Source organism: Borrelia persica No12, from assembly GCF_000500045.1.
In the GTDB taxonomy this organism is placed as follows: Bacteria; Spirochaetota; Spirochaetia; order Borreliales; family Borreliaceae; genus Borrelia; species Borrelia persica.
The window spans coordinates 1-11,672 of sequence record NZ_AYOT01000140.1 but is presented as its reverse complement, the minus strand read 5'-3'; the positions used below and the strand labels follow the sequence as shown (position 1 = coordinate 11,672).

Genomic DNA, 11,672 nt, shown 5'->3' with positions numbered 1-11,672 from the left:
AGAGGGTGTAACATCTAGAAAAGAAGTCAAGATTCATAAGAGTCGTTTAATTATATATGAGAATTATGATTATATTTTGGGTTCATATACACCATGTTATACTCAAGGTTTTCTGTTAAACATATATCTTTTTGAGATTATTTATCAAGAAATAGAAAAAAAGATTCGAAATTATAATTTTTATTTTACAAGGATGAATCACTAGCAGAGATTAATGATACAATAAGCAAAGCATCACTGCAAATTAATTCTAACACAGATCATAAAAAATAACAAGGTAGTTATTAAACTAACAATGTAGAAAACAAAGTTCCCCCCCAAAAAACTATTAGTGTGGATGAATGTAATAAATATATGCAATATAAAAAGGAACTTGCTAATAATAGTAATAATCAAAATGTAGTCTCAAATAATTACATAAAGAAATTTTATGGCAAGATCAGAACAAATAATAACACTATAAAAAAAAATCCATTAAATAAAAAGCAGATTATATTGACAATATTAAATTAATATCATTAATATAATCTACTTAGGTCATCAGTCTACTATTTATAAAGTACCAAAATACTTGACATACAACCTAGAGAAAATAGTGTGAAAATTATCAAAATTTTTCAAGACATTCATTTGTATTATGTAGATCATCCTTTCTTTTAGATAATTTTTTCTTTAATTTAAAATAAGAATATTCTTGAAATAACTTATCTAAATAAGTCTTGTCATCTGCAAATAATTTTTCCAATAAAAACGATATAAACTTAGAATTCTTTTTATAAAAATCATAACTTTCATAAGTTTCAAGTTGAAATCTCAATGGTTTTACCAAATCTTGTGTTGATCTCTTTAATTTTAATAATTTCCTTTCCTTAATTAGTGCAAGTGATTCATTAATACCATGTTCAATAATATATTGCTCTGCAAGAATCCCTTTTTCCATAGCATTTGCTAATCTCAAATATGCATATACTTGAGTTTTAGCCATTCGATAACTTTCTATAAATTTATCGAAACTTTTGTGCCCTTCTAACTTATAATACTCATTATCTTTGATTTCTTTTAAAATTCTAATGTTTTCCACTTTATAATAAATTTCCTTTTTAGAATTTTGTTTCATTTTTGCCATCAGTTCATTATACCTAGCAAGAGCCTCATCCCTTGAACAAAGCAACTTATTGTCCTTATTAATATCTAAAATTCTATTACTCAAAACAACATACTTCATTTTTGCTCCTTTAATAGTGCGTTTAACGCACTATTACATCTTCTAATTAAAAAGTTATTTAACGAATTTTCATAATCTCTTATATAGTCTTTGCTTAGATCGAAAACATCATTTTTTGATATTCTTTTATTTAAATCTTCTCTTTCATGAATAAAACCTAAAAATTCACTTTGGGACTGTATATATTCTAACAATTCCTTATGTGTATTATTGTTCTTAAACCTGGTTATAAGAACAAAAACTGGAAGTTTTATCCTTAACTCTTTCATATAAAATTCTATTAGCTCTAAACTTTCAACAGCCCACTTCTCTGCTGTCATTGGTACTATTATATAATTACTACATATCAGAGCATTAGCCAATGTAGCGTCTAAACTAGGATTAGTATCCAATATTATATAATCATATTCATTTTGTAAGAAAAACAAACATTCTTTTAACCTTAATTCCTTTAAAGGAATAGCTTCCCTAACAAATTTGTGTAAATGAATATAACTTGGAATAAAATCTAAGTTACCATCTATATTTGTGATTGAGTCATTAATCTCTAATGTTTCATTCAATACTTTATAAATGTTTGTGTCCACAACATTAACATTTTTTTTTGTCAGATTATCATGATAATAGCTAGTAGTTGATGCTTGTGTGTCCATATCTATTAAAAGCACCTTATGTTCTTTTGCCAATATAGTTGAAAATATGATCGCGCTTGTACTTTTCCCAACACCACCTTTAATTGAGGCCAATGTAATTATTTCTGGTTTTTTTCTACCCATTTAGTTATAACACCTCCTTCTGGCAATTTTTTGTCATAGAATTTATATACTTCATTTTCCAAGTTAATAATTCGTCCCAACAAACTTTGAACATATTTTTTATTAAATTTTCCTTTCTTAGTTAGTACATGCATCGCTCTTATATAGCAAAAGATACTTCCCCTCTTAAATCTAAATTCTATATAATAAGGCTTGTATATTATTGTAGACTCACTAGATTGTTTTATATTATCTTCATATCTAATCAAAATCGGTCTATTGAGCCTTTTAAAACCATAGAACACTCCTAAAAATTTATCATTGGTTCCCTTCTTGGGACTAAATAAATGAAATGTGTTTTTTTTTTCTTTATCGAATAGACCTCTTAAAGCGATGAAAAACTTGCCTTTTTCTTTTTGATTGACCCCAAAAGTGAAGAAATCACTGAATATTTTCGTATGGTACGTTGTTTTAGAACCTTCTTTGTTAATTTTGGTGAAAACATTGTTGATGTTTTTTTTCACATTCATATCTTTAGTTCGATTCTCAATCCCTCCCCTTTCAAATCTCTTAATGTGTACTTTATGTTTTACTTTTAAAACATCGTTTTAATATTACAGTCTTTATTATAATCCTTTTTTGTAATCAAATTTTGTAATCAAACCTTCCTTCAGCCATTCTTTTGTTCTGCGCATACTGTCTTCATATCTCTTCTTATTTGCATTCTCTTCTATTTTATCTAAGTACCTCATTGTTTTCCATTTGCCCACATTTTTGATTACAAGATTGATTTCGTTTGTTTTCTTTATTTCATTTTTTACTTCTGTTTTTTTTCCTTCAATTTTCATTTTTTCTTTCTTTTTTTTATTTTTATATTTACTATTTATATATTGACTGACATTTTTAGTTGCACTTTTTCGTTTAAAAGTTTTAATCCCATTTTCTTCACAATATTTTTGTTGAGTTTTTTTTGTGAATCTGTATACTGCATTTGCATCATGTTCAACAATTGCGTCTTTTGCTCTTAGTAATTTTTTTAGATTATGAAGACTGTATTTATTTACTGAGTATCTTATATAAGAACCATTTCCTTCTCCTAATCTTAATAAAGTTTTTTGAATAATTCCTTTATTGCATAGAAAAGCCAAATCTTTTCGCAAGGTTCTAAGTGTAATCGGCTTAAGGCCATCTTTGATTAAGAAAGTATTTAATGCTTTTAAAATAGTTGTTTGATTATATCTAATTGCATTTTTTTGATAGTAGGTAATTATTGATAATATTTTATAATATCTCTTGTGATATTCCTTTGATGGTTGTATGTAATTTTTAACCTTTAGGTTTATATGCATCGCAAACTCCTTAGAAATAGATATTTATCTTTATGATATATAACTTTTATTGAAAAGTAAATAGAATATTGATTTATATTTTGTTAAATTTTTTGCAAGTATTTAAAAAAACGCCATAATGAATGGGGGTACTGATTGTATATTTTTTTGAAATTTGTATATTTTTTTCTTTAAAATGTCAAATTTAAATTATTAGTTATTTTTTAGTACCTTGAAATTAACCTTATTTTTTACTAGTATTAAAAAAATAAGGTTAATGGGGGTAGAATTATGCGTGGCAAAACACTTAATTAATATTTAAAATCAAGTATGTCAAATGGTTATGAATAATGTGACATGCTTGATCTTAAATATTAAAAGGATATAAAAATGACTTATATAAAAAATTCAACTTCATTTTTCGGTTATTGGTCCATTTTATATTCCCAATGTTTCATCTTGTCCATATTGTACTGATATTGGGGTTATGAAGATGTCATCATCTTCTACAATAGAAAACAAAATAATAATTGCAAATAAGGATTATCAAGCACCTTCTTTTTTTACTAATAATGCAATTGCCTCAAGTATGGCTATCATTGATATAATATTCTTTTTTGGAGGTGAATATGGAAATATTAATTCTTTAAACAAGCGAATCGGTATTAGTAATCATGATTTTTCATTTCATTTTATTGATATTAAAAAAAATACATTCTGTAAGTGTAATAAAACACTATGATAGAATATAAACATCAAAGATATTATTTCTATTCATTATTCTTATCAGAATGTGCTAGAACATTGCCACATGCTGTGTTAACTATTATTTTAATAAATAAGGGTTTGCAATTAAAAGATATTGCTATAGTCCAGATGTTTTATATGTTAGCAATTATTTTTTTTGAACTTCCTTCAGGTGTAATATCAGATCTTTTTGATAGAAAAATAGTTTATTTATCATCGATTTTTTTGTCAATGATTGCCTATTTTATTATTTTTCAGATATCATCATTTTTAATGCTTTGTCTTGCGTGGTTTATATATGGTGCTTCATCTGCAGTCAATACTGGTACAATTGATGTTAGTTTTACTCATATATATCAAAATAATTCTAAAGAATTAAAAACATTTATATCATCTATGAAAATAATTTTAGGTATTGGTGCTATTTTAGGTGGATACGTAGGCAGTATTTTATTCTTATATGTTGATAAAAAAATTTATCTTATTTCATTATTTTTATATTTAGTATCGTCTTTAATTACAATTTTTTTTATATCAAGTGATAAGAATATGGGTCATAATGAAAAAGACATAAGATTATGTCTAAAACAATTTAAAAATAATATAATTACATTATTAAAATCTAAAATACTCATAGAGTTATTTATTTTAATTAGTTCTATTCAGTTTTTTTTTCAACCTTTTTATTTATATTGGCAAGCTATTTTTATTGATAAAAATGTTCCTATTAACATATTTGGAATTGTATATATATTATTTCGTTTATCAAATATTATAGGAGCATGGGTATTTAAAAAAAATAAACATTCAAAATATGATTCTTATGTTATTTTAGGTTTCATACTATTTTTATCAATTTTGATAAAAATAGTTTTCGACATTTATATATTGATTGCTATAATGACATTTGTTGTAATTTTGGTTTCTATTTATTCTAATAATTTGGAATATTTTTTACGAAAGAATATAGATTCAAAAATATTAGGGACTATAACTTCTATTAATAGTACAATATCTCGTTTATTTTCATTTTTGGTGTTGATAGTATGTTCGGTTTTAACTAGCTTTGTAAGCATTATAAATGCATTTATTTTATTAATACTTGTTTTTTGTATTCTATCTGTTATTGTGATGTATAAATTTACGGGTAATAGAAAAGATGATATAGAGTAAATTTTATGTATCATGTTTATGTATCATAATTAAATTAGATGAACTTAAATATGGAAAGAAAACAAAAAGCTTGCATTTAATGATATAAAAATTTTTATAAAAATTTTAAGTATTGAAGACAGGGATATAATATTTCTGGATGTTTTGGTGAAACGAAGGAATTTATCAAGCTTAAAATTAAGATTAATATGAATAGCCTTGCAAATGGAAGACACTTAAAATGATTCTGAATAATTTAAGTTTACTATTCTACTTTCAATAATATGCTTTGCACGTGGTTTTGAGATTGAAAGTGAGACTGATAGATTGAATAAATCAATTGGAGATTTGAGAAGAACATAATGGTATTGAATTTTTTTAGTACGAGTATTTTAACATTGCTTTATTATAATATATGCCTTAATTAAATAAATTCATTCTTTATTATTTTTTGTTCAAATAGAAATTGATTTTTTTAGGTATATGATGTACTTCAATTTGTTTAAGTTAAATAGGAAGTTTAAAATAGAAAAATCGTTAGGTTTATTAACAATTATGACTTTATTTATTGAGTTTAACATTAGTGTGTCTATTAAACCTCAAAAATTATCAATTAAGAGTAAGGGTACTTTTTTTTATTAATTTGCAAAGTTGAAGATATATTAATAAAATAAAAAGGTTATATGAAAATTATACTTTGTATTTTGTTTAAGGTAAGCTAAGGTAAGTTAGATGGTACAAAAATGACTAAATAGATTGGTCTTTTTAGAGCAAATGTATATAAAATAAGGCAAAAATGGGAATATATAAAGATAATTTAATCCAGTTCAGTAGTGATACTAAAATAACTATATTTGAAGATTATTTTAATAAGATTTTGTATCGTGCATTAGAAAGAAATGCCAAGGCTTGTGACCTTAAGAGTCAATTTAGTATAGTGAAGAGCTAACTTTATTCCAAGTTTATAAAGGGGATTTAATAATAATCGTCTAAAATCAAAATTTGAGATTTATGACATAAAAAAAGGATGGAAAAATCTTAAAGGATTTAATTGAAAAGAGTAAGAAAAAACAATTTAGTTGCGTTGTTAGACTATAAAAAAATTACAGATTTTAGATAATAGTATGTTTGACTTATTTAAGTTTGAAGGGTGAAAAATGGTTATTTACAATTTTATAGAGGGAAAAAGAGACTTTAGATGAGCCTAAGTTAAATCAATATTTAGTGTATCAAAGGAAATAGTGGATATAGCAATAAATTTAGGTGTTAAAACATTGAAAGTTGGAACTATGACATTAAAGGTAATAGGAAAAGAAGATAATAAAGAGGTAGCTAAGATATTAGATTCAGATTTAGTAGCAGAAGTCGTTGATGTATCTGAAGTGGCAGTAATATTAGAATATTAGCGGCGTTCAGTGGAAATGAAATGTTAAAATCAATGGTCAAGTCAAAAGATAAGAAGAGCGAGGTGTTGCATCATTATCAGGAAATTCGTATTGCAATATAATTCCATTGGCATTTGTACAAGGAGTGACAAATGTTCGAGTTTCAGTTTCAACATCTCCAAAAGCAGCAACAGAGCCTGGCAATGCAGGAGGACAAAGAGAAATGCAAAAATAGGAGTAACGTCAGCAAATAAGTTGTTAAGAAAATGTTCTTGAGAAAGCAAAAGGAAAAATAGATGAAGCAAGAGGTCCAAAAGAGCCAGTTTTAGGACCAAGTAAATAAGGAAGGTAAATTAAGAAGGAAGACAAATAGTAAATTTAGATTATTAAGTAATAAGATTAGAAGGCGAACATTAAAGATGTGTTTAGATTGTCTTCTTTCTTTTTGAATGACAGTAAGAAGTTAATAGGTATAATATCTTATGATAATAAAGTTATATAGGAAAAGACTTTGAGAAGATGTAAAAAGGATCGAAAGAGACTAATAATAAGTTAAGGAGCTAACAGGTGAAATTTTTAGTGCATTTAATGCTATGTTGAATTAGCTGCATTAGTATCATTTTCATTAGCACTAAGTTTACCATTCTTAGTCATTAGTTTTCTAACTATTGCATCAAGTATTCCTACTGTATTGAAATACAATTAAGGTAGTAGAGATATAATTTAAAAAGCAAGTGATATTTTTGAACAATTAATTGATGTCCTCACTAAACTCACTGGTATAACTAATGATGATAATTCGATTGATAATAATGTTCATGACTTTGATGCCGATGATAAAGGTGTTAACATAGTAATTAAAAATACAGAGCTAAGACTAAGGTTAATAACAGTAGTGAGAAGAATTTTTTCAATAGCTGTTCCAACATTATTATTAGTCACCTTACTACCGTTATTTCTAAATTTGATTTCTATGTCATATTTCTTTCCTACATAAATACTTGAACTTGCTAAAAAAGTACTTAAATATGATAGATAAGCAAAAATTCTAAGGTTGTTGTTCTTACTGGTGATGATGTTAATAAAGTTGGGAATACTAGTTGCTGAATTAGTACTGGGTGCAAAGACCAACGCCGATTTTATCAACAGCGATAGCTCTTAAGGCGTCATTATTAATGATTTATCATTTATTCATTTAATAAGTGAATTTTGATTTATGTATATTCGTTCGTTTTTATTTCATTTTTTTAGTTGTTAAGTTGATGTATCAAAGAGGGATGCAGTAGTAGCAGTTGGGATAGCGCAGTTGGGATAGCATTGAGAGCAATGGCGAAGGATGGTAAATTTGCAGTTGATAATGATGCTAAACATGCTAATGCAATTAACAGTGCAGTAGCAAGTGCTGTAAATAAGGTGTTGAGTGCACTAACAATAGCAATCAGAAATGGATTAAAAGAGATTAATAAAGTGTTGGGAGATAATTAGACAAGGAGGGAGATGGTTCTGGAAGTAAGACTAGTGAATAGGTGAACCAGTTATAACCATAATATTTCATATATATTTATGTAGGTAAATAAGATAAGAGAGCGTTATGGCTCTCTTATTGTGTTAAGTTAAGATATGTTATATTGTTTATTTATTTATCATTTTTTTCTTTGATAGGTGTATTTTTTTTGATTGTTTGTTCAGTTCTGGTGCTTCACTGATTTTATCAGTGTTTTTACTTTTTTTGGGGATATTGTTGGGAGTGTATTGGGGTTGAATGTTGAGAGTAAAAAGTCGGATGTTGCAGTTTATTTTCAGAAAGTTAAAGATACTGTAGAAGGTACAAAGAATAAGCTTAATAAAATTGTTGCTGACATGAAAAGAGAAGGGAATCCGAATGCGGCGGGAGTAGAGAGTGAAGTAAATAAATTTGTTCGTGAGACACTTGATAAGATAATCGAGGGAGCAGAGACTGCTAGTGAGGCTATTGGTGATGATAATCATCCAATAGGCAATGTGGCTGATCAAGCTAATAATGCTGGTGTTGGAACTGCAGGTGAAAAGATTGATAACTTAGTAAAAGGAATTAAGACAATTGTAGAAGTAGTACTTAAGGGAGAAGGTAAAGTTGATGCTGGGGATGACAAAAAAGCTGACGGTCTTGCTGCAAGAGCTAATGCTGGTGCTGGTGATGCAAGAAAACTATTTGGCAATGAAGCTATTGCTAATGATGCGAAGAAGGTGGCTGCTGATGCAACAAAAGCAGTTGGAGCGGTAACTGGAGCTGATATATTGCAAGCTATTTCTACTGGAAAAGAAGGTGAGTCTGCTAAGTTAGCTTCTATTAATGTACCTATTGCTGTTGGTAATGCTAATGACAATAATAAAAAAGACGCAACGATAGCAGGAGGAATAGTATTGCGAGCGATGTCTAAAGGTGGTAAATTTGCTAATGCTAATGCTGCTGATGCAGCTGATGCTAAAATAGCAACTGCTAATGCAGCTATCAGTGCAGTCAACAAAGCTTTAAATACACTAACTGTAGCAATAAAAAAAGCAGTAGGTGTAGGACTAAAGGAAGTGAAAGAAGCAATGAAAATTGGTGTAAATGATAAACCATTAAGTTCTGAAAATAGTGTATCAGGATCTAAGGAATAATAGGGAATAGATAATTGCATATACTAAGTTAAATAAGGTTATAATTAGTTATAAGTATAATGCTTATGAAAGGGAGTAAAGTAAGAGGGCTGATAGAATAGGTTTTCTTGTGGTGTTTATGTAAGATTTGTGTGTGTTATTGTCGAAAGTGATATATTTGACTGAGAAAATAAAATCACCAAATAGAAGGCTAAGAGTGTAGTTTTCTTAGCCTTTGTTGTTTAGTTGTAATTTAGGTTTAAAATATATTTTGTAGGTGATTTTTCATTGGGATAAAAATGAGGAAGTGCAAATCAATGGCAAAAATATTCAAGAATCAATAATGAGGGAAGAAAAAACAAAGTAATGGTTGGTATGGGATGGAATGACATTATCAATGTTTTTACTTCTTTTGGTGATATCTTTGGTAGTGTATTAGGATTATGTGGATAGTAAGGAATCGGATATTACAGTTTATTTTAATACAATTCAGGAGATTATACAAGGAATTAAGGATAAGCTGATAGTCAAATTAAATGATAAAGTCATTTAAGAGAAACATTATACTACCTGTTTAGTAGGGAGAGTTGTTTTTCTTTTTTGTATCTTAGTTTTATAAATATGATACTAAAGATAAGGCAACAACATATTATAAATTTTCTTTTAACAGAAATACTAGTATAAATTAAGTTTGAAAAAATATGTTTTTTATTTTGTATAAACTTTTTTCATTTCTAGTGCTTATTTTGTGATTAGATTAAATGAAAACTGTTTTGTTATTTAGAGAGATGAGGTTGTTAAAATTTACAAAAGTTAAAATTTCTATTATTTTGATTGATATTTTGTTTAGTCAGAATTGGACTTGATGACATGCAAGGCTTCCTTGAGGTTCTCCTACAATTCTTTAACATACTTATTTACAGTTTTAGCACATTGTTTTGAGGATTCTTAAATTGTTGCCTTGCATTTTTTGATGATTTGGATTATATGAAATATAAAAATTGTAATAAAAATCATCAAGAATCCTAAACTGATACTTGCAATTAATCTTAAAAGGTATATCTTTTAAAGAAAAGAGAAATAAAAAAATGATTAAGACATTAATACTCAGTCTGATTTTTCTATGTTTATATCTTGCGATTTAATAAATAAAAAAACCGATTCAAACTAGAGAAAGATCTAATTAATTACAATATTAAAGCAAAACAAGAATAAATGCTATATAAAAAAATCAAGCACTTGCAAGCAATCTAAATTTGAATAATTTCTTTACATTTTTTTCTAATTCTTTAGATTCATTAATTTTTTTGTCTAAATATGCTTTGGTTTCTTGACTGAGTATAGGGCTGTGACTATTTCATCAAAAACAATTCTAGGAATGGAAAATCTTTACAATAAGGCTTTACAATTGGAGAAAGAAGCCAATAACGTTAAGTTGGTGCTTATGGGATGTGTTAGCAGAAAAGAAGGTAAAGAATGAGTTTTTAAATTCTATTGCGAATTTAGGGAAAGGATTTTTGGAAGTATTTGTGGCATTTGGGGATATGGTGAGTGGGACATTGGGGATAAAGGCAGAAACGAAAAAGAGTGATATAGGGAAGTATTTTATTGATATTGAGAAGACTATGGTATTAGTGAAGAATAAATTAAACACTTTAGTTGCAGAAAATGGTAATTATCCAAAAGTGAAAGAAGTAGTTGAGCAATTTATTAGTGGGATATTAGATAAAATTGCAGAAGGAGCAAAAGAAGCATCGAAAGGGGCTACAACTGATATTGCTATAGGAAATGCTGAACAAAATAAAGACGCTAAACCTGGAGAAGTATCAAGTGTAAACGCACTAGTTAAAGGAATTAAAACAATAGTTGATGTGGTGTTAAAGGATAAGGGAAGTGCAGAAGTAAATAAGACTGAAGAAAATGAAAGGAAATCAGTTGGGAATTTGTTTGCTAAAGGAAGTGCTAATGATGGAACAGAAGCACAAGCTGCAGCCGCAAGTGCATCAGTAGGAGCAGTAAGTGGAGCTGATATCTTGCAAGCTATATCAAAGTCAGGAGATGCTGATACTAATAAAGGTATTAATCAAGTAACTAATGCAGCTGAAATTGCAGTTGCTAAGAATGATTCTGGTACTAAAACTCTTGATGCAGCAAAGAAAGATGCGGTAATAGCAGGAGGTATAGCATTGCGGGCAATGGCAAAGGATGGTAAATTTGCGGCTAAAAATGGTGAAGAGAAATCAGCTCATGCAGTAAATGGAGCAGTAGCAAGTGCAGTAAACAAGACACTCAGTATTCTTATGATTGCGATAAGAAATACAGTTGATAGTGGATTAAAAGAGATAAATAAAGCACTAGCTAAGGTAAACAAGAAGATAAATCTTCAGAAGCGTTAGCTAGTGTACAACGATAGATAATTGTATAAAATTAAGTAAAAAATTATTTAAAGGGAACACTT

The 11,672-nt window shown here is 27.8% G+C and carries 11 protein-coding genes and 5 pseudogenes; 10 read left to right on the top strand and 6 right to left on the bottom strand.

What is annotated here, in order from left to right; genetic code table 11:
* Nucleotides 1–258 (top strand): annotated as a pseudogene (locus tag U881_RS13250) (phage portal protein); the annotation flags it as partial.
* Nucleotides 259–607: 349 nt separating this feature from the next.
* Here the strand turns inward: U881_RS13250 and U881_RS0103180 are convergent.
* The 4 genes from U881_RS0103180 to U881_RS0103165 form a co-directional block, all read right to left on the bottom strand.
* Nucleotides 608–1,225, bottom strand: a complete 618-nt coding sequence (locus U881_RS0103180; protein ID WP_024653192.1) for a chromosome replication/partitioning protein — start codon at nucleotides 1,223–1,225, stop codon at nucleotides 608–610.
* Nucleotides 1,222–2,001: a ParA family protein gene (locus tag U881_RS0103175; protein ID WP_024653191.1), complete on the bottom strand. Its 780-nt coding sequence runs from the start codon at nucleotides 1,999–2,001 to the stop codon at nucleotides 1,222–1,224. Before U881_RS0103175 ends, U881_RS0103180 begins: the two co-directional genes overlap by 4 nt.
* Nucleotides 1,977–2,510, bottom strand: a complete 534-nt coding sequence (locus tag U881_RS0103170) for a DUF226 domain-containing protein (RefSeq protein WP_051374037.1) — start codon at nucleotides 2,508–2,510, stop codon at nucleotides 1,977–1,979. The genes U881_RS0103175 and U881_RS0103170 overlap by 25 nt, the downstream gene beginning before the upstream one ends.
* Before the next feature lie 96 nt (nucleotides 2,511–2,606).
* Nucleotides 2,607–3,329 (bottom strand): plasmid maintenance protein, encoded by a 723-nt coding sequence (locus U881_RS0103165; RefSeq protein ID WP_024653189.1) that lies wholly within the window; start codon nucleotides 3,327–3,329, stop codon nucleotides 2,607–2,609.
* 472 nt (nucleotides 3,330–3,801) lie between these two features.
* Here U881_RS0103165 and U881_RS0103160 point away from each other — a divergent pair, with 472 nt between their 5' ends.
* From U881_RS0103160 to U881_RS12735, 4 genes are all read left to right on the top strand, one after another.
* Nucleotides 3,802–4,050 carry a hypothetical protein gene (locus U881_RS0103160; protein WP_024653188.1) on the top strand — a complete coding sequence of 83 codons (249 nt, stop codon included), beginning with the start codon at nucleotides 3,802–3,804 and terminating at the stop codon, nucleotides 4,048–4,050.
* A complete protein-coding gene (locus U881_RS0103155) occupies nucleotides 4,047–5,228 on the top strand; it encodes an MFS transporter (RefSeq protein ID WP_024653187.1) in 1,182 nt (393 codons plus the stop codon). Before U881_RS0103160 ends, U881_RS0103155 begins: the two co-directional genes overlap by 4 nt.
* A 775-nt stretch (nucleotides 5,229–6,003) precedes the next feature.
* The gene (locus U881_RS12740) at nucleotides 6,004–6,156 is read left to right on the top strand and encodes a hypothetical protein (RefSeq protein WP_160164795.1); all 153 of its coding nucleotides are present in this window, start codon (nucleotides 6,004–6,006) and stop codon (nucleotides 6,154–6,156) included.
* Between the two features lie 292 nt (nucleotides 6,157–6,448).
* Entirely contained in the window at nucleotides 6,449–6,613 is a 165-nt protein-coding gene (locus tag U881_RS12735; protein WP_160164794.1) for a hypothetical protein, read from the top strand.
* A gap of 36 nt (nucleotides 6,614–6,649) precedes the next feature.
* Here the strand turns inward: U881_RS12735 and U881_RS12730 are convergent, their stop codons facing one another.
* Nucleotides 6,650–6,796, bottom strand: coding sequence for a hypothetical protein (locus tag U881_RS12730; protein ID WP_160164793.1), 147 nt, complete (start codon nucleotides 6,794–6,796; stop codon nucleotides 6,650–6,652).
* 612 nt (nucleotides 6,797–7,408) lie between these two features.
* Nucleotides 7,409–7,738 carry a hypothetical protein gene (locus tag U881_RS0103140; RefSeq protein ID WP_024653186.1) on the bottom strand — a complete coding sequence of 110 codons (330 nt, stop codon included), beginning with the start codon at nucleotides 7,736–7,738 and terminating at the stop codon, nucleotides 7,409–7,411.
* A 156-nt stretch (nucleotides 7,739–7,894) separates the two neighbouring features.
* Here U881_RS0103140 and U881_RS13245 point away from each other — a divergent pair.
* The 5 genes and pseudogenes from U881_RS13245 to U881_RS10755 form a co-directional block, all read left to right on the top strand.
* A pseudogene (locus U881_RS13245) lies at nucleotides 7,895–8,118 on the top strand (variable large family protein); the annotation flags it as partial.
* Between the two features lie 178 nt (nucleotides 8,119–8,296).
* Nucleotides 8,297–9,235: pseudogene (locus U881_RS0103130) on the top strand (variable large family protein); the annotation flags it as partial.
* A 363-nt stretch (nucleotides 9,236–9,598) separates the two neighbouring features.
* Nucleotides 9,599–9,737 (top strand): annotated as a pseudogene (locus U881_RS13755) (variable large family protein); the annotation flags it as partial.
* Nucleotides 9,738–10,544: 807 nt separating this feature from the next.
* Nucleotides 10,545–10,694 (top strand): hypothetical protein, encoded by a 150-nt coding sequence (locus U881_RS13750; RefSeq protein WP_160164792.1) that lies wholly within the window; start codon nucleotides 10,545–10,547, stop codon nucleotides 10,692–10,694.
* Nucleotides 10,666–11,627: pseudogene (locus U881_RS10755) on the top strand (variable large family protein). The gene U881_RS13750 and the pseudogene U881_RS10755 overlap by 29 nt, the downstream one beginning before the upstream one ends.
* Nucleotides 11,628–11,672: the final 45 nt, after the last annotated feature.